The organism is Microbacterium sp. P2_F9, assembly GCF_056403635.1.
Genome location: NZ_JBFUFC010000038.1, coordinates 1 through 24,775 on the forward strand (window position 1 = coordinate 1; position 24,775 = coordinate 24,775).

27 protein-coding genes and 2 tRNA genes are annotated in these 24,775 nt (G+C 70.0%); 17 read left to right on the top strand and 12 right to left on the bottom strand.

The genetic code is table 11. The features are described 5' to 3' along the window. The 4 genes from AC1DVT_RS06225 to AC1DVT_RS06240 form a co-directional block, all read right to left on the bottom strand. A partial coding sequence (locus tag AC1DVT_RS06225) for an SURF1 family cytochrome oxidase biogenesis protein (protein WP_477387429.1) occupies positions 1–638 on the bottom strand: 638 nt, incomplete at its 3' end. After that, positions 635–853 carry a hypothetical protein gene (locus AC1DVT_RS06230; RefSeq protein WP_477387431.1) on the bottom strand — a complete coding sequence of 73 codons (219 nt, stop codon included), beginning with the start codon at positions 851–853 and terminating at the stop codon, positions 635–637. The genes AC1DVT_RS06230 and AC1DVT_RS06225, both read right to left, overlap by 4 nt. After that, on the bottom strand, positions 850–1,230 hold the full coding sequence (locus AC1DVT_RS06235; protein ID WP_477387432.1) for a DUF3099 domain-containing protein: 381 nt from the start codon (positions 1,228–1,230) through the stop codon (positions 850–852). Before AC1DVT_RS06235 ends, AC1DVT_RS06230 begins: the two co-directional genes overlap by 4 nt. Before the next feature lie 67 nt (positions 1,231–1,297). Then, on the bottom strand, positions 1,298–1,843 hold the full coding sequence (locus AC1DVT_RS06240) for a DUF4190 domain-containing protein (protein ID WP_477387434.1): 546 nt from the start codon (positions 1,841–1,843) through the stop codon (positions 1,298–1,300). 107 nt (positions 1,844–1,950) lie between these two features. Here AC1DVT_RS06240 and AC1DVT_RS06245 point away from each other — a divergent pair, with 107 nt between their 5' ends. Continuing rightward, positions 1,951–2,661, top strand: a complete 711-nt coding sequence (locus tag AC1DVT_RS06245) for a beta-ketoacyl-ACP reductase (RefSeq protein ID WP_457098334.1) — start codon at positions 1,951–1,953, stop codon at positions 2,659–2,661. Positions 2,662–2,746: 85 nt separating this feature from the next. On the opposite strand, the gene AC1DVT_RS06250 is transcribed toward AC1DVT_RS06245, so the two are convergent. The 3 genes from AC1DVT_RS06250 to AC1DVT_RS06260 are packed head-to-tail and all read right to left on the bottom strand — an operon-like array spanning position 2,747 to position 5,419. Continuing rightward, on the bottom strand, positions 2,747–3,442 hold the full coding sequence (locus AC1DVT_RS06250) for an alpha/beta fold hydrolase (RefSeq protein WP_477387436.1): 696 nt from the start codon (positions 3,440–3,442) through the stop codon (positions 2,747–2,749). A 51-nt stretch (positions 3,443–3,493) separates the two neighbouring features. Further along, entirely contained in the window at positions 3,494–4,135 is a 642-nt protein-coding gene (gene serB, locus AC1DVT_RS06255) for a phosphoserine phosphatase SerB (RefSeq protein WP_477387438.1), read from the bottom strand. 42 nt (positions 4,136–4,177) lie between these two features. After that, positions 4,178–5,419, bottom strand: a complete 1,242-nt coding sequence (locus tag AC1DVT_RS06260; protein WP_477387440.1) for a glucose-1-phosphate adenylyltransferase — start codon at positions 5,417–5,419, stop codon at positions 4,178–4,180. Positions 5,420–5,464: 45 nt separating this feature from the next. Between AC1DVT_RS06260 and glgA the strand changes: the two genes are divergently transcribed. The 5 genes from glgA (at position 5,465) to AC1DVT_RS06285 (ending at position 10,033) form a co-directional block, all read left to right on the top strand. Next, the gene (gene glgA, locus AC1DVT_RS06265; RefSeq protein ID WP_477387442.1) at positions 5,465–6,658 is read left to right on the top strand and encodes a glycogen synthase; all 1,194 of its coding nucleotides are present in this window, start codon (positions 5,465–5,467) and stop codon (positions 6,656–6,658) included. A gap of 10 nt (positions 6,659–6,668) precedes the next feature. After that, on the top strand, positions 6,669–7,463 hold the full coding sequence (locus tag AC1DVT_RS06270; RefSeq protein ID WP_477387444.1) for an ABC transporter ATP-binding protein: 795 nt from the start codon (positions 6,669–6,671) through the stop codon (positions 7,461–7,463). Between the two features lie 142 nt (positions 7,464–7,605). After that, the gene (locus AC1DVT_RS06275; RefSeq protein WP_457098340.1) at positions 7,606–7,866 is read left to right on the top strand and encodes a type B 50S ribosomal protein L31; all 261 of its coding nucleotides are present in this window, start codon (positions 7,606–7,608) and stop codon (positions 7,864–7,866) included. Positions 7,867–7,975: 109 nt separating this feature from the next. Next, on the top strand, positions 7,976–8,740 hold the full coding sequence (locus AC1DVT_RS06280; protein ID WP_457098341.1) for a fumarylacetoacetate hydrolase family protein: 765 nt from the start codon (positions 7,976–7,978) through the stop codon (positions 8,738–8,740). A 12-nt stretch (positions 8,741–8,752) separates the two neighbouring features. Then, positions 8,753–10,033, top strand: a complete 1,281-nt coding sequence (locus AC1DVT_RS06285; RefSeq protein ID WP_477387446.1) for an MFS transporter — start codon at positions 8,753–8,755, stop codon at positions 10,031–10,033. A gap of 15 nt (positions 10,034–10,048) precedes the next feature. Here the strand turns inward: AC1DVT_RS06285 and AC1DVT_RS06290 are convergent, their stop codons facing one another. After that, positions 10,049–11,116 carry an aminotransferase class V-fold PLP-dependent enzyme gene (locus AC1DVT_RS06290; RefSeq protein ID WP_477387448.1) on the bottom strand — a complete coding sequence of 356 codons (1,068 nt, stop codon included), beginning with the start codon at positions 11,114–11,116 and terminating at the stop codon, positions 10,049–10,051. A gap of 82 nt (positions 11,117–11,198) precedes the next feature. Here AC1DVT_RS06290 and AC1DVT_RS06295 point away from each other — a divergent pair, with 82 nt between their 5' ends. The 5 genes from AC1DVT_RS06295 (at position 11,199) to AC1DVT_RS06315 (ending at position 16,417) form a co-directional block, all read left to right on the top strand. Then, on the top strand, positions 11,199–12,146 hold the full coding sequence (locus AC1DVT_RS06295; protein ID WP_477387450.1) for a LysR family transcriptional regulator: 948 nt from the start codon (positions 11,199–11,201) through the stop codon (positions 12,144–12,146). 104 nt (positions 12,147–12,250) lie between these two features. After that, positions 12,251–13,765 (top strand): glutamate--tRNA ligase, encoded by a 1,515-nt coding sequence (gene gltX, locus AC1DVT_RS06300; protein WP_477387452.1) that lies wholly within the window; start codon positions 12,251–12,253, stop codon positions 13,763–13,765. 70 nt (positions 13,766–13,835) lie between these two features. After that, positions 13,836–13,907: transfer RNA gene (locus tag AC1DVT_RS06305), tRNA-Gln, on the top strand. A 608-nt stretch (positions 13,908–14,515) separates the two neighbouring features. Next, entirely contained in the window at positions 14,516–15,472 is a 957-nt protein-coding gene (locus tag AC1DVT_RS06310) for an acyl-ACP desaturase (RefSeq protein WP_457098346.1), read from the top strand. A gap of 120 nt (positions 15,473–15,592) precedes the next feature. Continuing rightward, positions 15,593–16,417 (top strand): hypothetical protein, encoded by an 825-nt coding sequence (locus AC1DVT_RS06315; RefSeq protein ID WP_477387454.1) that lies wholly within the window; start codon positions 15,593–15,595, stop codon positions 16,415–16,417. Positions 16,418–16,426: 9 nt separating this feature from the next. On the opposite strand, the gene AC1DVT_RS06320 is transcribed toward AC1DVT_RS06315, so the two are convergent. Then, a complete protein-coding gene (locus AC1DVT_RS06320) occupies positions 16,427–17,353 on the bottom strand; it encodes an aminoglycoside phosphotransferase family protein (protein ID WP_477387456.1) in 927 nt (308 codons plus the stop codon). Between the two features lie 116 nt (positions 17,354–17,469). Between AC1DVT_RS06320 and AC1DVT_RS06325 the strand changes: the two genes are divergently transcribed. The 4 genes from AC1DVT_RS06325 to AC1DVT_RS06340 are packed head-to-tail and all read left to right on the top strand — an operon-like array spanning position 17,470 to position 21,551. Continuing rightward, complete coding sequence (locus AC1DVT_RS06325) at positions 17,470–18,249, top strand: DeoR/GlpR family DNA-binding transcription regulator (protein WP_477387458.1); 780 nt, start codon at positions 17,470–17,472, stop codon at positions 18,247–18,249. After that, a complete protein-coding gene (gene pfkB / locus AC1DVT_RS06330) occupies positions 18,246–19,190 on the top strand; it encodes a 1-phosphofructokinase (protein ID WP_477387460.1) in 945 nt (314 codons plus the stop codon). The genes AC1DVT_RS06325 and pfkB overlap by 4 nt, the downstream gene beginning before the upstream one ends. Before the next feature lie 29 nt (positions 19,191–19,219). Continuing rightward, a complete protein-coding gene (locus AC1DVT_RS06335) occupies positions 19,220–21,253 on the top strand; it encodes a PTS fructose transporter subunit IIABC (RefSeq protein WP_477387462.1) in 2,034 nt (677 codons plus the stop codon). Positions 21,254–21,281: 28 nt separating this feature from the next. Further along, complete coding sequence (locus AC1DVT_RS06340; RefSeq protein WP_457098352.1) at positions 21,282–21,551, top strand: HPr family phosphocarrier protein; 270 nt, start codon at positions 21,282–21,284, stop codon at positions 21,549–21,551. A gap of 100 nt (positions 21,552–21,651) precedes the next feature. On the opposite strand, the gene AC1DVT_RS06345 is transcribed toward AC1DVT_RS06340, so the two are convergent. Continuing rightward, entirely contained in the window at positions 21,652–22,290 is a 639-nt protein-coding gene (locus tag AC1DVT_RS06345; protein WP_477387464.1) for an MBL fold metallo-hydrolase, read from the bottom strand. 108 nt (positions 22,291–22,398) lie between these two features. Between AC1DVT_RS06345 and AC1DVT_RS06350 the strand changes: the two genes are divergently transcribed. Together AC1DVT_RS06350 and AC1DVT_RS06355 are read left to right on the top strand one after the other, a co-directional pair. Beyond that, positions 22,399–22,474: transfer RNA gene (locus AC1DVT_RS06350), tRNA-Glu, on the top strand. Positions 22,475–22,531: 57 nt separating this feature from the next. Further along, entirely contained in the window at positions 22,532–22,978 is a 447-nt protein-coding gene (locus AC1DVT_RS06355) for a DUF6194 family protein (protein ID WP_477387466.1), read from the top strand. Positions 22,979–23,002: 24 nt separating this feature from the next. Here the strand turns inward: AC1DVT_RS06355 and AC1DVT_RS06360 are convergent, their stop codons facing one another. Both AC1DVT_RS06360 and AC1DVT_RS06365 read right to left on the bottom strand, forming a co-directional pair. Further along, positions 23,003–24,175: a DUF4349 domain-containing protein gene (locus tag AC1DVT_RS06360; protein WP_477387468.1), complete on the bottom strand. Its 1,173-nt coding sequence runs from the start codon at positions 24,173–24,175 to the stop codon at positions 23,003–23,005. After that, positions 24,172–24,726 (bottom strand): RNA polymerase sigma factor, encoded by a 555-nt coding sequence (locus AC1DVT_RS06365; RefSeq protein WP_477387470.1) that lies wholly within the window; start codon positions 24,724–24,726, stop codon positions 24,172–24,174. Before AC1DVT_RS06365 ends, AC1DVT_RS06360 begins: the two co-directional genes overlap by 4 nt. Between the last annotated feature and the right edge of the window lie 49 nt (positions 24,727–24,775).

Below are 24,775 nucleotides of genomic sequence, written 5' to 3' on the forward strand. Positions count from 1 at the left end.
GACGGGGACTCCACAGCCGTCGGTCGCGTTGCCGGTGCGGGCGACTCGCTGGCCATCATTCCGTAGGCGCTCAGCTCGAGCTCCGAGGCGTCGGCCGGCTCGATGAGGCCTGCGATCATGGCGAGGTGAATGGTCGGGACCTGACCTGCGGGCGCGGTCCGGCCCGAACGAGGGAGCTGCTCACCCGGGCGCAGGCGCACCACGACGGTGACCTCGCCCTCCGGTGGCGCCGGCACGGCGTCGGGTTCGGGCTGCGACTCACCCGGCGGCACCCAGCCGCGGTCGACGAGCAGCACGGTGCCGTCGTCGAGCCGGAAAGGCACCAGGACCTCGAATGCCGCGGTGCCGCCGTGCACGCGGTTGCGGGCCAGGATCTGGTCGTCCTGCAGATAGGTTCCGGTCAGGGTGACGGGCCGCCACTCGTCGCCCGGGGCGAGGTCGGCGCCCGGCGCGATGACCTCGGCTAGCGGGACGGGCTCGGCGTCGTAGTTGGCGGCGATGAGGGCGAGCTGCTCGCCCCGCTGCGCGTTGCGGGTGAACTGCCAGTTCGACAGGAACGCGCACGCGATCGCGAACACGATCGCCACGCCGACGTACGCCGTCCATCGCACCGCGGCCGGGGCGTCGCGGCGGCTCATGCGGGTTCTCCCACCTGTGCGAGCGGGGTCACCTCGACCGGGAAGTCCCGGGTCGAAAGGAAGTCCCGGAGATAGTCGCGGTGCTCGTCGCAGGCGACCCAGGTCTTGCGGCGGTCCTCTGCGTGGATGCGCGGGTTGCGCCACTCGATGCGCCACCGCGCGGCGGCGCGGCAACCGGCCCGCGAGCACACCGCGGTCTGGATCTCGTCGTTCATGCCGGCGGATCCGCAGGCGAGGGGCTCTGTGGCCCCGAGTCGAGCGGGTGGGCCTCGGCGATGCGGATGACCCCGGTGTCGCCAGGCGCGGGGTGGACCGTCGGCGCGGCGGGCAGCGCACGCTCCKGGTTCTCCGGCTCGGGACGTCGATCGTCGGCGCCGACGTTGGCCAGCACGACCGCGATGTAGGGGATGAAGACCGCTCCGGCCCCGAGCACCCAGGTGTACCAGCCGTAGGGCGTGATGACGACCATGAGGATGAAGCAGACGACCCGGACGCCCATCATGAGGAGATATCGCGTCGAGCGTGCGCCCACGGCGTCACGCGGTGCCGGAGGCAGCGACGTCGCGGACTGGGGGCCGGTCGGACTCTTCACTATGAATCCAGGGTACGCCGCGCCGCCGCCCCCTCGGTCCGTGCGGGCGGGCAAAACGAGGTGCCGGCTACGAGCGGAGGTACATCGCCGGTGCGTTGGTGGTGAACCAGCTGATCCAGGCGATCAGGATGATGAATCCGATGATCGACAGGCCGATTCCGACATAGCCGACGATGGTGCCGGCGAGTCCCATGCCCCGGCCGTTCTCGCCGGTGCGCTTGATCTGGCTGAGCGACATGTGTCCCGTGATGACCGCGACGACGGAACCGATGAAGGGGATGATGAAGATCCCGACGAGAGCCGCGACCAGCGACACGATCGCGAGGACGTTCGTCTTCGGTGCGGCATACGCGCCGTAGGCGGGCGCGGGGGCGGTCCCGTACGCGGGTGCGCCGTACGCCGGAGCGCCGTAGGTGGGAGCGGGGTAGCCGGGGTAGGCGTCCGCGGCCGGTGCGGCAGGCGCGCCGTACGCCGGGGGGTAGGTCGGGTAGCCGCCGGCGGGCGGCGCAGGGGGAGCGACGGGGGCCTCGTATGCGGGCGCAGCGGGGGCTGCGGCCGGTTCTGCCGGAGGGGTGGGAGCGACGGGCGTGCCGTCGGGGTTCGGATCGCTCATGTCAGGCCTTTCGTCGGGTGGTCCCAGCGTTACAGCGGGCGCGCGGTGTGTCAAACGCCTCGCCGATAGGCTGGAGCGTCCCTCACAGCCAGCCTCCGGGAGTGCTCATGTCCACTGATCGTGTCGTCCTCATCACCGGAGGCAACCGCGGCATCGGCCGCGCCATCGCCGAGCGCTTCGTCGCAGCAGGCTGGCGGGTCGCCGTGACGGCGAGGTCCGGTGAAGGTCCAGAGGGTGCGCTCACCGTCCGTGCGGACGTGACGGATGCCGCATCCGTCGATGCCGCGTTCACCGAGGTGGAGGCGGCTCTCGGCCCGGTCGAGGTCGTCGTGGCCAACGCGGGCATCACGAAGGACACCCTCCTGCTGCGCATGTCCGAGGATGACTTCGACAGCGTGGTGTCGACGAACCTCGGTGGCGCCTTCCGCGTCGTCAAGCGCGCCTCCAAGGGCATGCTGCGCGCGCGCTGGGGACGCGTCATCCTGATCTCGAGTGTGGTCGGCCTCTACGGCTCGCCCGGGCAGATCAACTACGCCTCGTCGAAGGCCGGCCTCGTCGGCTTCGCCCGTTCGCTGACGCGCGAGCTCGGCGGCCGTGGGATCACCGCGAACGTCGTCGCGCCCGGCTTCATCGAGACCGACATGACCGCGGCGCTTCCCGAAGACACCCAGGCAGAGTACAAGCGCAACATCCCGGTGGGTCGCTTCGCGACTCCCGACGAGGTGGCCGGCGTCGTGGCCTGGCTGGCGTCCGACGACGCGGCGTACATCTCAGGCGCGGTCATTCCCGTCGACGGCGGCCTCGGCATGGGCCACTGACCATGTCGGCGGGCAGTCTGCTCCCCGGTTCCTGAGCCCGTCGAAGGGCCGGTCCCTGAGCCCCGTCGAAGGGCCTCGAAGTGGGTCAGCGTGCGACAGCGGCGACGATGGCCTGAGCCAGGGCGTTCGGCTGGGAGAACTGCGGCCAGTGCCCGGTGTCGAGCTTGATCACCTCGGCGTCGGCGATGGCGTTGAACTCGTCCGCCCACGGCCCCCACTGTGTGATCGTCGCGCGGAACTCCGCTTCGGTCTGCCCGCCGGACAGGAGCGTCACCGGCACCTGGTGTCGTCGTTCATCGACGAGTCGGATCGGATCGGTGGGAACCTTCACCGGCACCGACAGCGCCCGAGCGGCCGCCTCGGCGCGCACCGGCTCGCTGAGGTCCCAGATCTCTGGTTCGTCGAACGAGTCCCAGCCGGGGAACGGGATGACGCCGTCGACGACCTCGAACTCCGAGATGCCCTGGCCATCGGGCGGCGGCACCGTGTCGACGAAGACCACGCGAGCGACGCGGTCGGGCCGCGCGTCGGCAGCGCCCCACGCGACGTTGCCCCCGCCGCTATGGCCGACGACCACGACCTGCCCGTCGACGGCATCGATCTCCGCCACGACCGCGTCGACCCAGTCGGCGATGCCGATCTCCGAGGACTCCGCCGCCGCCACGCCGACTCCCGGCATGGTCAGGGCGTGGACGGTATGCCCCGCACGGTCCAGAGCGGGAGTCACGTCGTCCCACGACGACGAATCGAGCCAGAGTCCAGGGATCAGAATGATGTCCATGCCCGAGAAGCTACTCGGGGTGTGCGACATCCGGCAGGGGACTGATCGTACTCAGGGCAGCAGGGGGATGATCTCGCGCAGATCGATCGGGCCCACCACGAGGTCCGCCTGATTCCGTACCGCGGGCTTGGCGTTGAAGGCCACGCCGAGACCGGCAACCGCCATCATCCGCAGATCGTTCGCGCCGTCGCCGATCGCGATCGTCGCCGAGAGCGGCACGCCGGCCTCGTCGGCCCATGACCGCAGCGCGCGCGCTTTGCCCTCGGCATCCACGATCTCGCCATCCACCGTCCCGGTGAGCGCACCATCGCGGACGGTCAGCCGATTCGCGCGCCACAGATCGACGCCGAGGTCGGGGGCCACGGTGTCGAGGATCTCGTGGAAGCCGCCGGAGACGACTCCGACGCGCCCGCCGCGGGCATGCGCGGCGCTGATCAGCTCCCGCACTCCAGGCGTGGGCTCGATGCGCGCCAGCACGTGGGCGAACGCCGAGACGGGCACCCCTTCGAGTGCGCGGACCCGCGAGCGCRGACTCGTGGCGAAGTCCACCTCTCCGCGCATCGCAGCCTCGGTCGCGGCCGTCACCTCGGGCCCGCGCCCCGCCTCGTCGGCGATGAGCTCGATGACCTCATTGCGGATGAGGGTCGAGTCTGCGTCGAGGACGATCAGGAAGCGGGCGGATGTCGCGGGCACCAGTCCACCGTAGCGGCGCGCGCAGCACCGCCCGTGCGCGGGTCAGCGCTCGACGATGATGTTCTTGCCGACGACCGTGAGACCGCTGTCGGTGACAGTGAAGCCGCGCGCCAGATCCTTCTCGCGGTCGACGCCGACCGTCGCGCCCGGGGCGAGGATGACGTTCTTGTCGAGGATCGCCCGATGCACGCGGGCGCCGGCTCCGACGTTCACGTGATCGAAGAGCACCGAGTCGGTGATGGTCGATCCGCCGCCGGCGAGGGTCCACGGACCCACCACGCTGYGCTCCAGATGCGTTCCGGAAAGGACCGAGCCGAGCGAGACGATCGAGTCGATCGCGTTGCCCATGCGCCCCACCGAGTCGCGCACGAACTTCGCCGGCGGCGAGTTGACCGTCTGCGAATGGATCGGCCACTCCATGTTGTAGAGATTGAACACGGGCAGCGTGGAGATCAGGTCCTGGTGCGCGTCGAAGAAGGAATCGATCGTGCCCACGTCGCGCCAGTAATCGCGGTCGCGATYGGTCGAGCCGGGCACGTCGTTGCGCTTCATGTCGTACACGCCGGCTTCGCCGCGTTCGACGAAGTAGGGGATGATGTCGCCGCCCATGTCGTGGTTCGAGGTCGACAGTTCGCCGTCGCTCTCGACCGCGTCGATGAGCGCCTGCGCGTTGAAGATGTAATTGCCCATCGAGGCCAGCACTTCGCCGGGGGAGTCCACCAGGCCGGTGGGCTTCTGCGGCTTCTCGAGGAACTCGCGGATGCGCGTCTGGTCGTCGGCCAGGTCGATCACGCCGAATTGATTGGCGAGCGCGATCGGCTGACGGATGCCGGCGACCGTCGCCTGCGCGCCGGAAGCCAGGTGCGCGTCGAGCATCTGCCGGAAGTCCATCCGGTAGACGTGATCGGCGCCGATGACGATCACGATGTCGGGCTTCTCGTCGTTGATGAGATTCAGGCTCTGCAGGATCGCATCCGCCGAGCCGGAGAACCACCGCTTGCCCAGGCGCTGCTGCGCGGGCACCGAGGCGACGTACGAGTCGAGCAGAGCCGACATCCGCCACGTCTGCGAGATGTGCCGGTCGAGGCTGTGCGACTTGTACTGGGTCAGCACGACGAGCTGCCGCAACCCCGAATTGAGGAGATTCGAGATCGCGAAGTCGATGAGCCGGTACTGCCCGCCGAACGGCACTGCTGGCTTGGCGCGATCAGCAGTGAGCGGCATGAGCCGCTTGCCCTCACCGCCCGCGAGGATGATTCCGAAGACCTTCGGCTGTGCTGGCATGGCACCACACTATTGGTGTCTACGGCCGTGTACTAGCGTTCGATCATGCGCGTCGACATCATCACCAAGGAATATCCGCCGGAGATCTACGGGGGCGCCGGGGTCCATGCGACAGAGCTCGTGAAAGCGCTCCGCGAGAGCATCGAAGTGCAGGTGCGAGCGTTCGGCGCACCGCGCGACGAAGCCGACACCACCGCGTACCGTGTGCCGGCGGAACTGGGCTCCGCGAATGGTGCGATCCAGACCCTCGGCACGGATCTGGCGATCGTGACGGATGTCGCCGGCGCCGACGTCGTCCACAGCCACACCTGGTACGCAAACTTCGCCGGACATCTCGCGTCGCTGCTGCACGGCATCCCGCACATCGTCACGGCGCACAGTCTTGAGCCGCTCCGGCCGTGGAAGGCCGAGCAGCTCGGAGGCGGCTATGCCGTCTCGAGCTACATCGAGAAGACCGCGTACGAAGGTGCCGCGGCGATCGTCGCGGTGAGCGAGGGCATGCGCGCCGACATCCTGCGCAGCTACCCGTCGCTCGACCCCGCCAAGGTGCGGGTCATCTACAACGGCATCGACGTCGACGCCTGGCAGCCCGTCGACGATGTCGCCCTGCTGGCGGAGTTGGGCATCGACCCGGCGAGGCCGTCGGTGGTCTTCGTGGGCCGCATCACGCGGCAGAAGGGGCTGCCCTATCTCCTTCGCGCCGCCGAGCAGCTGCCGCCGGAGGTGCAGCTCGTGCTGTGCGCCGGCGCTCCCGACACCCCGCAGATCCTTGCCGAGGTCGAGGGACTCGTCAGGGGCCTTCAGGAGACGCGGGACGGCGTGGTCTGGCTCGATCGTCTCCTCTCCCGACGCGAGCTCTGCGCGATCCTCGGGTCGGCGACGACCTTCGTGTGCCCCTCCGTGTACGAGCCGCTCGGCATCGTGAACCTCGAGGCGATGGCCTGCGGCGCGGCCGTGGTCGGCACCGCGACCGGGGGGATCCCCGAGGTCGTCGATGACGGCGTGACGGGCCGGCTCGTCCCGATCGAGCAGATGCAGGACGGCACCGGCACCCCGATCGACCCAGACCGGTTCGTCGACGATCTCGCGCGGGTGCTCACCGAGGTCGTGAGCGATCCCGAGAAGGCGAAGGCCTACGGCGCCGCCGGCCGGGCGCGGGCGGCGAACGAGTTCAGCTGGGGCGCAATCGCCGCGACGACCGCGGCGCTGTACGCAGAGGTGAGCGGCGCGGGCCGATAGGCTGGGCCGCATGCCGCAGGTGCTCGAATTCTCCGATGTCGTCGTTCGCAGAAATGCCAGGGACATCGTCGATCACCTGGACTGGTCGGTGTCCGATGACCAGCGCTGGGTGATCCTCGGACCGAACGGCGCAGGCAAGACCACTGTGCTGCAGTTGGCCGACACGCTGCTGCACCCCACGTCCGGCACGGTGTCCATCCTGGGCGAGCGTCTGGGACGAACGGATGTCTTCGAACTGCGCCCGCGGATCGGCTTCGCCTCGTCGGCGATGGCCAAACGCGTTCCCGCCGAGGAGACCGTGCTCGACGTCGTGCTCACCGCGGCGTTCTCCGTGCTCGGTCGCTGGAACGAGGACTACGAGGACATCGACGAGCGCCGCGCTCTGCGCGTCCTCGCGGAGTGGAAGCTCGATGAGCTCGCGGATCGCACATTCGGCACCCTGTCGGATGGCGAGCAGAAGCGGGTGCAGATCGCGCGTGCGGTCATGACCGACCCGGAGCTGCTGCTCCTCGACGAGCCCACCGCGAGCCTCGATCTCGGGGCTCGTGAAGAGCTGCTGATCCTGCTCGGCGGGTACGCCCAGGCGCCGTCGACGCCGGCGATGGTGATGGTGACCCACCACGTCGAGGAGATCCCGATCGGGTTCACCCACGTTCTCCTCCTGCGCGACGGCGGCGTGGTCGCTGCGGGGCCGATCGCGGAGACCCTCACGGCGGAGAATCTCACCGAGACGTTCGGAATGCCCATCGCACTCACGGTCGAGGACGGCCGCTACGCGGCGCGCGCCACGAGGCCCGCTTCCTGAGCGCTTCCCGAGCTTCCGGCGCAGGCCGGCGCACGATTCCACATCGTCGTGTTGAGGCTGGTAGGATGGATCCTTGGTGCGCTCGCACCGCAGACTTTGACCGCGCTGGCAAAATCCAGTGCATCACCCTCAGAGGATCAACATGAAGACTGACATCCACCCCGACTACCGGGCCATCGTGTTCCGCGACCTCGGCTCCGGCGAGACCTTCCTCACCCGTTCGACGAGGACCAGCGACAAGACGATCGAGCTCGACGGTGTGGAGTACCCCGTCATCGACATCGAGATCTCGTCCGCTTCGCACCCGTTCTACACGGGCAAGCAGCGCATCATGGACTCGGCCGGTCGCGTCGAGAAGTTCAACCAGCGCTTCAAGAACTTCGGCGGCACGCCCTCCAGCTGACCGCTCGATTCGGAAAGCCCCGCTTCGGCGGGGCTTTCTTCGTTGTGGTGGCGTTTCGTCTCGCTCCGCCGCTCAACGACCGGGTGACGGGGCTCGCTAGGCTGATCCGGTGAAGATCGCCCGGTTCAGCCACAACGATGTCATCAGATTCGGGATCGTGGACGGCGGTGAGATGGTCGTGCTCGAGGGCGACCCGATGTTCGCCGGCTACGAGACGACGGGGGAGCGCGTGCCGCTCGCGGACATCGCGCTGCTGGCTCCCGTCATCCCGCGCTCGAAGATCGTGTGCGTCGGCCGCAACTATCGCGAGCACGCGGCTGAGCTGGGCAATGAGGTCCCGGTGGAGCCGATGCTCTTCTTCAAGCCRAACACCTCGGTCATCGGCCCCGGTGACACGATCGTGCGCCCGACCCAGTCGACCTTCACGAGCTTCGAGGGCGAGCTCGCCGCGGTGATCGGTCGTGTCGCCAAGAACGTGCCGGCCGCCTCCGCCCTCGACTACGTGTTCGGCTACACGATCGCGAACGACATCACGGCGCGCGATCTGCAGAAGACCGACGGTCAGTGGGCCCGCGCCAAGGGCTTCGACACCTTCTGCCCGCTCGGACCCGCCATCGAGACGGAGTTCGCCTTCGACGACGCCCGTATCGTCACGCGCCAGAACGGCGAGGTGAAGCAGGACGGCCCGATCAGCGACATGATCCACTCGGTCGCCGACATCATCGCCTACGCCTCGGCGGCCTTCACCCTGCTTCCCGGCGACGTCATCCTCACCGGCACGCCCGCAGGCGTCGGCCCGTTCGTCGCGGGCGACGTGATCGAGGTCGAGATCACCGGCCTCGGCATCCTGCGCAACACCGCCAGGGACGCCTGACGAGGTGGTGTCATGACTGACACCGCGGATGCCGCATCCCTGGCGCCGGAGGCGATCGCCGGGGTCCAGCGGCGGACGGTGTGGGTGCTCTCGGTCGGGCAGGTGCTGGGTGGTCTGGCGTTCGGCGCGTCCATTTCGCTCGGCACCGTGCTTGCTGCCGAGGTATCCGGCGACGAAGCCTTCGCGGGGCTCGCCACGGCCGCCATCACCTTCGGCACCGCGGCTTTCGCGGTCCCGCTCGCAGCGTTCGCACGGCGCAGAGGACGCCGCCCGGCGCTCGCGGGCGGGATGGCGGGGGCGCTGGTGGGTGTCCTGCTCGTCATCCTCGCCGCCGGGGTCGGCTCGTTCCCGCTCCTTCTCGTCGCGTTCGGTCTCGTGGGGGCAGCGCAGGCCGCGAACCTGCAGACGAGGTTCGCCGCCGCCGACCTCGCGACCGACGCCACGCGGGGCCGCGACCTCTCGCTCGTGGTCTGGGCCACGACGATCGGCGCCGTGCTCGGCCCGAATCTGACGGGGCCAGGCGAGGCGCTCGGCCACGCGGTGGGGATGCCGCCGTTGACAGGGCCGTTTCTGTTCACGATCGCTGCTCAGCTGCTGGGTGTCGCCCTGTACCTGATCTGGCTGCGTCCAGACCCCCTGGTGCTCGCACAGCGGGTGACGAAGCACGCGGCGACGCCGGGAGCAGCGACGAGGATCGCCAAGCCCGACCAGCCGACGGTCGCGCGCTACGCGATCTTCGCGGTCGCGGCCGCGCACGGGGTCATGGTGTCGATCATGGCGATGACCCCGGTCCACCTGCTGCATCATGGCGCGTCTCTCACCGTGATCGGCCTCACGATCAGCCTGCACGTGGCGGGGATGTTCGCGCTGTCGCCGGTCTTCGGCATCCTGGCCGACAAGCTCGGTCGGGTCGCGACCATCCTGATCGGGCAGGCGCTCCTGGTCGCTGCGCTCGTCACGGCATCTTTCGGGCAGGACTCGACGACCTTCGTCACCGTGGCGCTCGTGCTGCTGGGTCTCGGGTGGAGCGCGACCACGGTCGCCGGCTCCACCCTCTTGACCGAAGCATCCGCCGAAGGTCAGCGCACCAGGCGTCAGGGCCTGAGCGACCTGACGATGAGCCTCGTCGCTGCGATCGGTGCGATCCTGGCGGGCATGATCCTCTCGTGGATCGGCTACGGCGGACTCGCCCTCGTCGTCAGCGTCGCCGTGGTCGCCACGGTCGCGCTGGCGCCGTTCGGTCGCCGCCCCCGCGCCGAACAGCCGCCGCCGGCGGCGGCCTTGGCCGACTGAGCCTGTCGTCGCGGGTCAGCGACCGAGCGCCGCCAGAGCGAGTTCGACGTCTTCGTCGTCATTGAAGACGTGGAAGGCGACGCGGGCGCGTCCCGCTCTGCCGGAGGCGATTATCCCGGCCGTCGTGAGCCTGGCCAGGTCGCAGCCGTCAGGGTCGGCCCACGTCACGATCGCACTCGCGCGCTGCGGCGCGGCCAGCCCCATCCGCTCCCGGAACGACGCACCGAGTCCCGCCGCGTGATCGTGCAGCTCGTGCGGGTCGAGCGATGCGAACAGCGCGAGGGCAGGCTCGGCGCCGACGAACGCCTGCCACGCCGGCGAGACATCGAACCGTCGGGCATTCGACGCGAGGTCCACGTCGTGGCCGTAGCACGACGTCCACGGGTCGTCGCCGGCGTACCAGCCCGCGAACAGGGGAGGCATCTCGGCGGCGAGCCGCTCCGACACCGTGAGGAAGGACACGCCGCGCGGGGCGCAGAGCCACTTGTAGGCGTGGCAGATCAGGGCATCGAAATCGGATGCCGCGACCGGCAGCCATCCGACCGCCTGGGTCGCGTCGCACAGCGTGCGAGCGCCCGCTCGACGCGCAGCCCCGACGATGGCCGCAGCATCCGCCACCGCACCCGTGGCCGACTGCACGATCGAGAACGCGACGAGCGCCGTCTCGGGGCTGATCGACTCGGCCAGCGCCTCCAGGGGGACCGCGCGCACCCGCAGGTCGCGTCCTGCGTGGACGAAGGGGAGGACGATCGACGAGAACTCGCACTCGGGGAGGAGCACCTCGGAACCCTCCGGCAGCGAGGCCGCGATGAGCGCGGCGGCGACCGAGGCCTGGGATCCGATGGCGACGCGGCCGGCGTCGACGCCGACGAGCGCGGCGAAGTGGGCGCGGGTGCGCTCAACCGCCCCCGAGTAGCCGGCCGGGTCAGGGCGACCGCCGAACGCGGCATCGAGGTCGGCGATGAGCGCTGCCCGGCTGGACCGCGTCGGGAGTCCGACGGTGCAGGCGGCGAGGTAGCCGCGGCCGCCGGCGAACTCGTCGCGTGCGGACGCGAGGGTCGAGCGAGCGGCGAGGGTGGGCATGTATCCATGGTCGCCCGGTGCGATACCGCACGTCTAGAACAGGTATCGAATGGAATTCATGCCGAATGCTTATGATAGCGCTATGAGCGATGCGTTCGACCCCGATCTCGAGTTCGACGTGCAGTCGTTGCGCGTGGTGAAGGCCATCGCCGACGAAGGGTCGATCACCGCGGCCGCGGCCGCGCTCGGCTACAGCCAGCCCGCCATCAGCCAGCAGCTCAAGCGCCTCGAGCGCAGCCTGGGCGTGGCGCTCATCGAACGGGTCGGCAGATCGGTGCGCCTCACCGAGGCCGGTCGGATCCTCGCGCGGCACGCACCGGCGGTGACCACGGCGCTGGATGCCGCGGCCGGCGAACTCGCCGAGCTGCGCGGTCTCCGCTCAGGGCGGGTTCGCCTCGTCGGATTCCCGTCGGCGTCGCCGACGGTCGTGCCGCGCCTCCTCGCGGAGCTCGCCGCCCATSACCCCGGTGTCAGCGTCACGTACATCGAAGCCGAGCCGCCCGAGGCCGTGCAGGCCGTGCGCGAGGACCGTGCCGACATCGCCCTGACCTTCAGCTATCCCGGCGATCGCGACGACCCGCATGGCCCGAGCGCGCGTGGCCTCTCGGTGCGCGAGGTGGGCACCGACGACCTGCTCGCCGTGCTCCCGGTGGGGCACCCGGCAGCGGGCGGCGACGGCGTCGACGTGTCAGTGCTGTCAGGGGAGAGGTGGATCGCAGGATGCCCCCGCTGCCGTGGGCACCTGCTCGAGCTGTGTGCGCGCGCCGGGTTCGAGCCGGACATCGCGTTCGAGACCGACAACTTCGTGGCCGTCGAGGGACTCGTCGCGCAGGGGATCGGCGTGGCGACGCTGCCGCGCATGGCCGTCGCATCATTCCCTCAGCTTCCCGGGGTGATCACGCTGCCGCTGCCGCCTGCGGAGGCGCGGACCATCCACGTCGTCACCGCGCACGGCGCGGAGCGCGTGCCCGCCATCCGCGCCACCCTCACCGCGATCGCGGGGCTCCTCACACGCCATCGCGGTCCCTGAGCTTGTCGAAGGGCCGCGGACGCTTCGACAGGCTCAGCGACCGGGTACAAGCTCAGCAACCCCTCCCAGGAGGCGCCCGCGTCCCCCACGTAGACTGGACCGCGATGCCTTCTTCACCCGATTCCCGCACGACCGCTGCGACCGGCGCCGATGTGCGCGTGCGCTTCTGCCCCTCACCGACGGGTCTGCCGCACGTCGGACTGATCCGCACGGTGCTGTTCAACTGGGCCTACGCGCGCCACAACGGCGGCAAGCTCGTGTTCCGCATCGAGGACACCGACTCCGCACGCGACAGCGAGGAGAGCTACCACCAGCTGCTCGACGCGCTGCGTTGGCTGAAGATCGACTGGGACGAGGGCGTCGAGGTCGGCGGACCGCACGCGCCATACCGGCAGTCGCAGCGTCACGACCTCTACCGCGAGGTGCTCGACAAGCTGATCGCCGCGGACGCGGTCTATGAGAGCTACTCGACGGCCGCGGAGATCGACGCCCGCAACGAGGCCAACGGCCGCGCGAAGCAGCTCGGGTACGACAACTTCGACCGTGACCTCACCGACGAGCAGAAGGCCGCGTTCCGCGCCGAGGGCCGCGAGCCCGCGTGGCGGCTCAAAGTCCCCGACCACGACCTCACCTACGTCGACCTGATCCGCGGCGAGGTCACCTTCCCGGCCGGCTCGTTCCCCGACTTCGTGCTCGTGCGCGCGGGCGGCGTGCCGCTGTACCCCTTCGTCAACCCGGTCGACGACGCCCTCATGGGGATCACCCACGTCATCCGCGGCGAAGACCTCATGCCGTCGACCGCGCGCCAGCTCGCGCTGTACAGCGCCCTGGTCGAGGCCGGCGTGACGACGTTCATCCCGCGCTTCGCGCACATGCCGCTCGTCCTCGGCGAGGTGGGCACCAAGAAGCTCTCCAAGCGCGACCCCCAGGCGGACCTCTTCCTGCAGCGCGAGAAGGGCTTCATCCACGAGGGTCTGCTCAACTACCTGTCGCTGCTCGGCTGGTCGATCGGCCCCGACCGCGACGTCTTCTCGCTCGACGAGCTGGTCGCGGCCTTCGACATCGTCGACGTCAACCCGAACCCGGCACGCTTCGACCAGAAGAAGGCCGAGTCGATCAACGGGGACCACATCCGGATGCTGGAGCCCGCGGATTTCGCCGCGCGCATCGTCCGCTGCCTGCACGGAGCCGGTCTGGTCGAGGAGACCCCGACACCGGCGCAGCAGGCGCTGATCGAGGCATCCGCTCCGCTCGTGCAGGAGCGCGTGCAGCTGCTCAGCGAGGTGCCCGGGCTGCTCGGGTTCCTGTTCCGCGAGGACGTGACGTACGACGAGGACGCTCTGGGCACCCTTCCCGCCAACGCTGGCGAGGTGCTCGTCGCCTCGGTCGGGGCGCTCCAGGTCGTGCCCGAGTCGGAGTTCACCGCCGCGGCGATCCAGGACGCGCTGGCCCGCGCCCTCATCGAGGGGCTCGGCCTGAAGCCGCGGGTCGCCTACGGTCCGCTGCGCGTCGCGCTGAGCGGCCGGCGCATCTCGCCGCCGCTGTTCGAGTCGATGGAACTGCTCGGCAAGGCCGAGTCGGTCAGGCGCCTCGGCGCGCTGGTGGATCGGCGCGGATGACGCGCTCGGTTTGATCGAAGGCCCGCCGTCGTCTAGACTTGATCTTCGGCACGACTCCGGTCGAACGCCTTGGGGTATGGTGTAATTGGCAACACGGAGGTTTCTGGTACCTTTGTTCTTGGTTCGAGTCCAGGTACCCCAGCAGTGAAATCCGCAAATATCCCCGCGCGGGCATGCGCGGGGTTTTTTGCGTTCCGGCCCCGACGGGCCTCGCTCCTTCGACGACCAGCGAGCCGCTGCGGATCGCGATCGTGACCTGGATCGAGCAGACCTGCCACCGTCGACGCCGAAAGGCCGCCCTCGGCCGTTGACCCCACTCGTGCAGCAGACCCTTATGCTCAGGCCAGGGGGTCATGATGAAGAGACGCGGGGTCTGGAGCAGGGTGAAGCGGATCTTCTTTGGTCGGCCCGTGACTCACGCGGAGCAGCAGGCTGCCCGCAGGAATGCCATGCGTGAGCCCAACAGCGACGCTGCGCTCAACATGCATAGCTCGCGGTTCAACGGAATGGGCAACTCCCGCTAGGACCTGGGGGAGGTGATCGATCACGTCATAATCCAGGCGGCGGTCCACGCCGCCCAGACTGCGGGAACGATGTGGTCCCTCTCGGCGGTCAGCAGCAAGGACGAGGGTCCGGCCGCGAGCACGACCTTCCCCGTTGAAGAAGTAGGCGGTGGCGCGGCTCCCGGGCGCACCCGGCCCAGGTGCAGGTAGCCTCGATCACGAGGCCAGTGCGACCGAGGGAGCAACCATGACCAGCACGCCGACCAACCTCCTCGAGGACCTCGAGCCGGTGGTGGCCGAGAACCTCGACCGCCACCTCTCGATGGCGCAGGAGTGGCATCCCCACGACTACATCCCGTGGAGCCAGGGCCGCGACTTCGCGCTCCTCGGCGGCGAGGACTGGGCGCCCGAGCAGTCGCAGCTATCCGAGACGGCCAAGGCCGCGATGTTCACCAACCTGCTCACCGAGGACAACCTGCCGTCCTACCATCGCGAGATCGCGACCCGCTTCGGCCGCGACGGCGCGTGGGGCACTTGGGTCGGCCGCTGGACCGCGGAGGAGAACCGGCACGGCATCGCGATGCGCGACTACCTCGTCGTCACCCGCGGCGTCGACCCGGTCGAGCTCGAGCGGGCCCGGATGGACTACATGACCTCGGGCTACGACTCCGGCGAAAAGTCCGTGCTCGAGGCAGTGACCTACGTGTCCTTCCAGGAGCTCGCGACGCGGGTGTCCCACCGCAACACCGGCAAGGTCACCGGAGACCCGATCGCGGACCGGATGCTCGCCCGGATCTCCAAGGACGAGAACCTCCACATGATCTTCTACCGCAACATCGTCTCCGCGGCGCTGGAGATCGCGCCCGACGCGACGATGCAGGCGATCGCCAAGGAGGTCATCGGCTTCGAGATGCCCGGCGCCACGATGGCGGGCTTCCGGCGCAGCTCGATGATGATCGCAAAGGCCGGGATCTACGACCTGCGCCTCCACTATGACGACGTGATCATGCCGGTGCTGCGGCACTGGCGCGTCCTGGACCGCACCGACTTCGGACCGGAGGGCGAGCAGGCCCGCGAGCAGCTGGCGGCATTCCTCCAGGGGCTCGACGCCCAGGCGACCAAGTTCGTCGACCGCCGCGAGGAGAACCGGGCCAGGGTGGCCGCGCGCGACGACGGGGTGCAGCAGGACATCGTCGCCTCCTGAGCCGAACGAGCCGGGCGAGGACGGGCACTGCCGGGCGGCGGTGCGCGAGCGCCACAACCGCGGCGGCATCGGGCAGATGCCGTCTGATGCCGGATCCGGCCGGACGCGCATAATGGGGGCATGCCCACCGAGCGGGACACCGGGGTCGACGAACTCGCCGAACTCCGTCGTCGCGCCTACGGTCCGCATGCCGACATCGCGACCGATCCGGAGGCGCAGGCGCGACTGCACGAACTCGAGGCTCTCGAGCGCGAGACGCGCTCCACCCACGAGTTCTCCGGCCCAGTGGAGACCGCTTCGGAGGAGGTGATCCCCGCCCGCACGGCGCCTTCCATCGAGGCGCCGGCCGCAGTCGCGGCGGATCCGGCGGCTCCGCCGGCCGAATCCGTCGCTCCATCGAGTGCGACCGAGGCGCCGAGCGAGGTCGGCARCACCCGCCTGCTCCACACGGCGCGGAAACGGATGCCGTGGCTCATCGCCGTGGTCGCCGGGGCTGTCGCGCTCGTCGCCGTCATCGCACTCGTCGTGGGCGAGTTCTCGCGGCCGAACCCGGAGGTGAGCCTGCCGGCCCGAACGCTGCCGTCGACGGTGGGGAAGCCCGATCTCTCCGAGTCGATGCGCCAGGTCTGGGGCATCCCGGATGCGCCGCTCATCTACCGCGGCACTCTCGGCCGGCTCAATCTGTGGACGACGACGGACGGGTCCGAGTGGGACTGCGTCCTGCTGTCGATGCAGGCGCAGATCTATCGCGCGTCGTGCGCCCACCGGCCGCTGCCTGCCATGGTCGACTTCGTCACCGAGAACGCCACCTTCCCGCCGGAGAGTCTCGACCCGCCGATTCCGGTCGGCTCGTTCCTGCGCTTCGTGTGGGAGGGAGACATGCTCAACGTCTATGTCGCGCGGCTTGCCGAGGATGAGGCGCTGCGGGCTCTGCCGGCTCGCTGACATCGGCGGTCAGCCGTCGATGACCTCGACGAACGCTTCCCGGCCGAGCGCGGCATACGGCGGATTGTCGTCGCTGTGCATCAGCAGCATGAGTGCGACCGCCATCGCCCAGGCCCGCGCCCGGACCCATGTCGCCGGTTCCCGACTCGGGGTCGTCGCCGTCGCCGAGGCGGAGGTGAACCGATCCCGGCCGACCCGGTCGAAGGCGAGCCACGCCAAGGCGAGATCGTAGGCCGGGTCGCCAGCGGTCACGTCGCCGAAGTCGATGATCCCGGTCAGCCGGGGTCCCTGTGCGATGAGGTTCCCCGGGTGCAGATCGCCGTGGATCCACACCGGAGGTCCATCCCAGGGTGCGGCGGAGAGACCGTCCGCCCAGACGGATGCCGCGGCATCCGCCTCCGCGTCGCTCAGGGCACCGGCGGCATGCAGGTGCGCGAGGCGCTCCTGGACCGCCGCAGTCCGCTCGACGAGGGGCAGGCCCCGGAACGGGTTCACCGGAAAGTCGGCGGGTGCCGGGACATGGAGCACCGCGAGGGCGGCGGCGATGGGCTCGGCCCACCCCGTGCGCTCGGCGCGCGGAACCTCGATGCCGCGCGACCCCTCGATCCAGGGCACGACAGACCATGCCCAGGGGTAGCCTGCCCCCGCCGCACCGCGCACGACCGGAGCCGGCACGTGCAGTCCGGTGGGCTCGATCAGCGCGGCGAGGGCGGGCAGCACCCGCTGCTCGTTCAGGACGAGGGGCGCGGCGATCGCGCGACGGGGCAGCCGCACCGCCCAGTGCTCGCCGAGGCGCCAGACCGAGCAGTCCCAGCCGTCAGCGGCATGCGCGATCGACAGGGTCGCGGCATCCGGAATCGCCCCCGCCTGCGCGGTCACCAGCGCGCGCACGAGCGCCTCGTCGATCACGAGCTCGGCTCCAGGCTTGTCGGCCATGGATCGACGCTATCGGTCGGCGTCGGCAGCGCGCAGGGCGGATTGATCCACCGAATCGAGTCTTGTTTTGTGTTGGTTTGTATTGTAATGTGTGGGAATCCTCGAAAGGATCCCACATGTACGCAACGGAGCGGCAAGAGCTGATCGAACAGCTCCTCGCTGGCGAGGGCCGGGTGAGCGTCGTCGAACTGGCACACCGGTTCGCAGTGACCACCGAGACGGTGCGCCGCGACCTCGACCAGCTCGAGGCGCAGGGCAATCTGCGGCGCGTCCACGGCGGCGCCGTCCCGCGCGATCGGGCGAGCACCACGGAGCCGTCCATCCCGCAGCGCCTCGAGCGACACGGTCCGGCCAAAGCCGCCATCGGCATTCGAGCGCTCGACGCGATCCCCGAGACATTCCGCGGCTCGGTCTTCCTCGACGCGGGCACCACCACCGCGGCCGTGGCCGCCCAGCTCGCCCCCCGCCTCTCGGCAGCGCCGATTGAGGTCGTCACCCACGCGTTGACCCTGGCGCACACGCTGACCGATGTGCCGAACCCTTCCCTCACCGTCATCGGCGGACGCGTCCGCGCCCTCACCGCCGCCGCGGTAGGCGCCGACACTGTGCGGGCCATCGAGGGCCTGCGCCCGGATGTGGCCTTCGTGGGCACGAACGGCGTCTCGGCCGGCTTCGGGCTGAGCACCCCCGACCCCGACGAGGCGGCGGTCAAGCGCGCGATCGTGCGCTCGGCCCGCCGGGTCGTCGTCGTGGCCGACTCCGACAAGCTCGGCCGCGAACTGCTCGTGAGCTTCGCAGAGCTCGCCGACATCGACGTCCTCGTGACGGATGCCGCGCCCGACGACGAACTGGCGGCCGCGCTCRCCGACGCCGGTGTGGAGGTGTGGCTCGCATGATCGTGACCCTGACGGCCAACCCGTCGCTCGACCGGACGATCACCCTCGCCGACGCGCTGGTGCCCGGAGAGGTGCAGTCCGCTCTGTCGGCCCGGGAGGATGCCGGCGGCAAGGGCATCAACGTCGCCCGCGTGGTCGCAGCGGCCGGCGTGGACACCCTGGCTGTGCTTCCGCTCGCGGACGACGATCCGTTCGACGCGGCGCTGCGCGCTGCGCGCGTGCCGGCGCAGCGCGTGCCGATCCACGGTCATGTGCGGGCCAACGTCACCATCACCGACCCGAACGGCATCACGACCAAGCTCAACCTTCCGGGTGCCGAACTGTCCGAGAGCGACGCGCAGGCGACGATCGACGCCGTCGTGGCCGCATCCGATGGAGCGGCATGGCTCGTGCTCGCCGGCTCGCTGCCGCCCGGCGCACCCGACGGGTTCTACGTCGATCTCATCCGCGCCGTCCGATCCCGATGGGGGAGCGCGGCGCCCCGCATCGCCGTCGACACCTCCGGGGCGGCGCTCGCCGCCGTCGTCGCGCGCGCCCGGCCCGACCTCATCAAGCCCAACGACGAAGAGCTCGCCGAGCTCGTCGGCACGGCACTCGACGAAGCGGCGGATGCCGCAGCCGTTCTGGCCGTCGCGCGCCGGCTGGTTCCGGCCCAGGTGGGCGCTGCGCTCGTCACCCTCGGCTCGCGGGGCGCCGTGCTCGTCACCGCCGACGGAGCGTGGGCCGGGGTGCCTCCGCGGATCCGCGTCACCAGCACGGTCGGCGCGGGTGACAGCTCGCTCGCCGGCTACCTGCTCGCCGACGTCGCCCTCGCGACGCCCGAGGAGAGGCTGCGCCGCTCGATCCGCTACGGCGCGGCCGCGGCATCCCTCCCCGGCACCCAAGCTCCCTCGCCCCACGACCTGCCGCCCGGCGAGGTCGTCATCACGACCCTCGCCTGAGATCCGCACCACGACCATAGGAGGTCACTGTGTCCACCATCACCCCAGAGCTCGTCAGTCTCGACGTCGGGCTCGGCGCTGACAAGGCGGCCGTCATCAAGGCGCTCGCCGCCCGCGTCGTCGCGCAGGGCCGCGCGACCGATGCCAACGCCCTCTTCGAAGACGCCTGGGCGCGCGAGCAGAAGGACGAGACCGGCCTGCCCGGCGGCATCGCCATCCCGCACGCGAAGAGCGCCGCGGTCACGCAGGCGTCCCTCGCCTTCGCCCGGCTGAAGCCCGGCGTCGACTTCGGCGCATCGGACGGCCCCGCCGACCTGGTCTTCCTCATCGCCGCGCCCGAGGGCGCGGCCGAGGCCCACCTCGCCGTGCTGTCGAAGCTCGCCCGCAGCCTCATGCAGGACGACTTCACCGGCGGACTGCGCGCAGCCCGGACTCCGGCCGACGTCGTCGCGATCGTGAATGCCGCGATCGGCGAGGGAGAGGCCCCGGCACCCGTGGCTGCGCCGACCGCACCCGCCGCTGTCACAACCGCCGCGGGCCTCACTGTCGACGGTCGTCCGGCGCGCATCGTCGCGGTCACCTCATGCGCGACCGGCATCGCGCACACGTTCATGGCAGCCGATGCCCTCACCGCCGCGGGCAAGAAGAGCGGCATCGACCTGGTGGTCGAGCCGCAGGGGTCGAGCGGCTACAAGGCTCTTCCGCAGTCCGTCATCGACGGCGCCGACGCCGTCATATTCGCGACGGATGTCGACGTGCGCGAGCTGCAGCGCTTCTCCGGCAAGCCCGTGGTCCGGTCGGGGGTCAAGCGCGGCATCGAGAAGCCGAACGAGCTCATCGCGGAGGCCGTCGCCGCCGCCAACAACCCGAACGCGACCCGCGTCACGGCGGCAGCGGCCGCCTCATCGGCGCAGGCCTCGGACGACAACGTCGGATGGGGCGTGCGCATCCAGCGGATCCTCCTCACCGGCGTGAGCTACATGATCCCGTTCGTGGCGGGCGGCGGTCTGCTGATCGCCCTGGGCTTCCTCCTCGGCGGCTACCAGGTCGGCGACGACGCGAAGACCGTCATCGTCGACAACGCGCTGTGGGATCTTCCCCCGGGCGGGCTCGGCCAGTACCTCGGCTCGGTCGCGTTCATCATCGGTGTGACGTCGATGGGCTTCCTCGTCTCGGCGCTGGCCGGCTACATCGCCTTCGCGATCGCCGACCGGCCGGGCATCGCCCCCGGCTTCGTCGCCGGAGCGATCGCAGTCATCATGAACGCGGGCTTCATCGGCGGCATCGTCGGCGGTCTGCTGGCCGGTGTGGCGGCCTGGTGGCTCGCGAGCCTGCCCGCCCCGCGCTGGCTGCGAGGCCTGATGCCGGTCGTGATCATTCCGCTGCTCGCGGGGATCTTCGCCTCGGGCCTGCTGGTGCTGTTCCTCGGCCGTCCGATCGCGACCCTCATGGAGTGGCTGACGGTCTGGCTCAACGACCTCGCCGGCACCGCCGGGATCGTCGTGGTCGGCATCGTCCTCGGCCTCATGATGTGCTTCGACCTCGGCGGGCCCGTCAACAAGGTCGCCTACGCCTTCGCGGTCGCAGGCCTTGCCTCGGGATCGCAGGAGAACCCCACGCCGTACCTCATCATGGCCGCCGTCATGTGCGCCGGCATGGTGCCCCCGCTCGCCATGGCACTGGCCTCGACGGTGCTCGCGCGCAACCTGTTCCCGCCGGTCGAGCGCGAGAACGGCAAGGCCGCATGGCTCCTCGGTGCCGCGTTCATCAGTGAGGGCGCGATCCCCTTCGCGGCGGCCGACCCGCTGCGCGTCATCCCGGCGTCGATGGTCGGCGGTGCCGTCACCGGTGCGCTGAGCATGGCGTTCGGCGTGCAGTCGCTCGCACCGCACGGCGGCATCTTCGTCCTCTTCGCGATCAACCCGATCTGGGGCTTCCTCGTGGCGCTCGTGGCCGGTACCGTCGTCTCTGCGCTCCTTGTCGTCGCCCTCAAGCGATTCTGGGGACGCAAGGAGCTCGAGGCCGCCGAGCACGACTTCGCCGCGGTGGCCGTTCCCGCCTGATCGACATCGGATACCGAGGAGAACTCACATGGCAGAACGCCAGGCCACCATCGCCAGCAGCTCCGGGCTGCACGCCCGCCCCGCCAAGCTGTTCGTGACGGCCGTGCAGGAGAAGAAGATCCCGATCACCATCGCGGTAGAAGGCGGGGCCGACCTCAACGCCGGCAGCATCCTCTCCCTCATGGGACTCGGCGCATCCAAGGGCACCGTCGTCACACTCAAGTCGGACGCAGAGGGTGCCGACGCCGCGCTCGACGACCTGGTGAAGCTGCTCGAGACCGACCTCGACGCACAGTGATCTGAGTTCGAGGCGACGCCTCGATGACGGCAGACGGATGCCGCGGGCCCGACCGGCCCGCGGCATCCGTCGTTCCTGGCGCCTTGTCGGAACGAGCGCGCTACAGGTCGGTCGACTCGGCGGGCTCGAGCTCGAGGAACTCGCCGCCGCCCTGCTCGACCGCCCACTTCAGACGCGCCCGGCCCATGCCGCGCCCGATGACGGAGAGCGTCATGTCGTGCGTGGCGAAGGCCTGCCGCGGTGCGACGGCGAGGACGAAGTCCATCGCCTCGCCGATCTTGAGCCACGGCGCGCCGACCGGTGCGGCCAGCAGTTTGACGTGGGCGCCCTCCGGCACGGCGTACGAGTCGCCCGGATAGTAGAAGTCCCCGTCGACCAGCACTCCGACGTTGTCGACGACCGGGATCGATTCGTGGATGACGCTGTGCGTCCCGCCGAAGAACTCCAGTGTGAAGGGCTCGACGGTCACCGTGTCGCCGGGGTGCACGACGGTGATGTGGTAGCCCGCCGCGGCCGCGGCGACACCTTCGGGGGCGTAGATCGGCACATCGGGCGCGTACTCGAGGATGCGGTCCAGGTGGTCGGGCGTCCAGTGGTCCGGATGCTCGTGCGTGATCACGACCGCGACGACATCGGCCAGGTCGGCCAGGGGGAGCGTGAACGAGCCGGGATCGATCACCAGCTTCCTGCCCTGGTCGGTGAGTGTGAGGGCGGCGTGTTCGAACTTGGTCACTCGCATGCCTCGAGTCAACCTGCCTGAAGGGCCGGCGGCAAGCGCGGTCGCCCGCGGTCGTCTCGATTTTGTCGGGATGCCGCAGGCATGGCATAATCGAACGGTTGCGTGAACGGCCCCATCGTATAGTGGCCTAGTACGCCGCCCTCTCACGGCGGTAACGCGGGTTCGAATCCCGCTGGGGTCACCAACATGAAAACCTCCGGATTCCCGGGGGTTTTCTTCTTTTTCCGGGCAGAATCGCAGCATGGACCTGAACGAGATCGTCCACGCCGTTCGCGCTCTCGATGGGGTGCTCGTGCTCGCCCCGGATGCCGGGAGCGATTTCCCGGAGATCTCCTGGGGCGACTTCTTCTTCTACTACGCACCCGACGGCGAAGTGCCGCTGAACACCCAGCCGTTCGCKACCATCGTGACGAAGGACTATCCCGACGATGAAGCCTCGGACCTCGACGGTGTGGGGCGCTGGCGCGTGAACATCCATGTCGGTCAGGCGAAGCTCGCCACCCTGACCGAAGGCGGATCGACCGATCTCGCTGAGGCCGACGTCCTCCTCGTGCATCCGGTCTACGGCGCGTTCGGGTGGGTGTGCGTCGTCAATCCGGGCGAGCGGACCGAAGCCGCCGTGCAGCAGCTGCTCCGGGACGCGCACGAGGATGCCCGGCGCCGTTTCGCGCGCCGCGCGGGGAGCTGACGACAGGCGCCGGCTCCCCGGCGCTCACGGCCCGTCGCTTCCGGTCGGCGGCGCCGAGTCCGCGTCGGGCGTCGCGACCGGCGCGACCGGCGTGCGCCGCTGCGTCCGACGGCGGCGGATCGCCCGCACGATCCACCAGACGATCAGTGCGGCGAGCCCGACCACGACGATCCACGGGATGAGGAATCCGAAGGCGATCACGATCCCGTTGAGGGTCGCTACGAGGCCGTTCCACCCGGCGATCAGTCCGTCGGTGAATCCGGCCGGGTCGGCCTCGACCGGTTCGGTGACCGGCACGAGCGTGACGGTCAGGGTCGACATCGCGACCTGCCCCTCGAAGTACTCGAGCTGCTGCTGGTACGACTCGAGGGTGGCCTGGCGCTCCGCGAGCGCCGCCTCGACCGCGATGAGATCCGCGACGCTCGCCGCCTGCGACATCAGCTCGGTGAGCCGATCGACGGACGCCTGCGCGGCTTCGGTGCGGGCTCGCAGGTCGACGGTCTGCTGCGTGACGTCCTGTCGGCTGATCGAGGATGCCGTGACCTCGCCGAGTTCGGACAGATCGTCCACGACGGCGGAGAGCTGATCGGCGGGCACCCGGATCGTCACCCACGCCCCATCGGGGGACGGGTAGGTGTCGTACGCGATCCCCGTTTTCGGGTCGACCGGGATCGGCTGACCGGCCTGCCCGACGCTCATCGATTCCACATAGCCGTCGTGGGCGGTGGCCGCATCCGCGACCTGGTGCGCGGCGGCGGTGACATCGTCGACGATCACGGTGGCCGAGGCCGTCGTGATGACCTCCCGGTCGGGCGCGGCGGAGTCGAGCGCCCCGAGCGCGCCTCCGCCGGAGTCGGCGGCGCCGGATGCCGAGTCCCGCACGGACTCTTCTGTCATGCCGAGGTCGGGATTGCCCGAGCCGTCCCACGCCACGGGGGCGTCGGGCGCGGAACCGGCCTCGGTGCTCGCGCCGCCGGAGACGAGCGTCGACATCGTCGGCGCGATCGCGGCCGCGACGACGATCACGACGGCGGCTGCGGCGGATGCGATCCAGATCCGGGTGCGCCGGGTCCGGTGGGCACCGCGCTCCTTCGCGATCGCCGCGAACAGCGTGCCCTCGATCTTCTCGATGCGGTCGTCCGCCAGTTCTGGAAGCTGCGGACCGTCGTCCCGAGGGTCGTCGGATGCGGTGTTCATGTGCTCTCCTTCACAGAGGTCCGCAGGCGCGTGCGGATGCGGGAGAGACGATTGCGCACGACCCCGTGGGCGACGCCGAGCTCTTCGGCGGCCGCCTGGTAGCCGTAGCCCTCAGCGGCGCAGAGCCGGAAGATCTCGCGGTCCAGTGTGCTGAGGCCCRACACTTCGCGCAGGATGCGCGCGACGAGCTGGCCGTCGATCACCTGCTGCTCGACATCCACCGTCGCCGGAAGCGTCTCGTCGGCAATGCCCGCGGTGCGCTCCCGGTCGCGCCGCTGGCGGCGGATCCGATTCGCGGCCTGCAGCCGGCAGATCGTGGCGAGCCAGGGCAGCAGCGAGTCGCCGGCGAGCTCGAAGCCCGCGAGCTTGCGCCACGCCACGAGGAACGTCTCCTGGGTCACGTCTTCGGCGTCGGACGCGTTGCCCAAGAGTCCGTGCGCAATCCAGTACACCGGCCGCACATAGGCGCGGTACAGCGCCCGGAAGGCAACCTCGCTGCCATCCGCCGCCGCGCGCACCAGCGTCGCGTCCGTCGTGTCGTTCTCGCCCATCTGCCGTCCGTCCACCTGAKGTCGGGCTCATTGTCTCTCACCGGGGAAG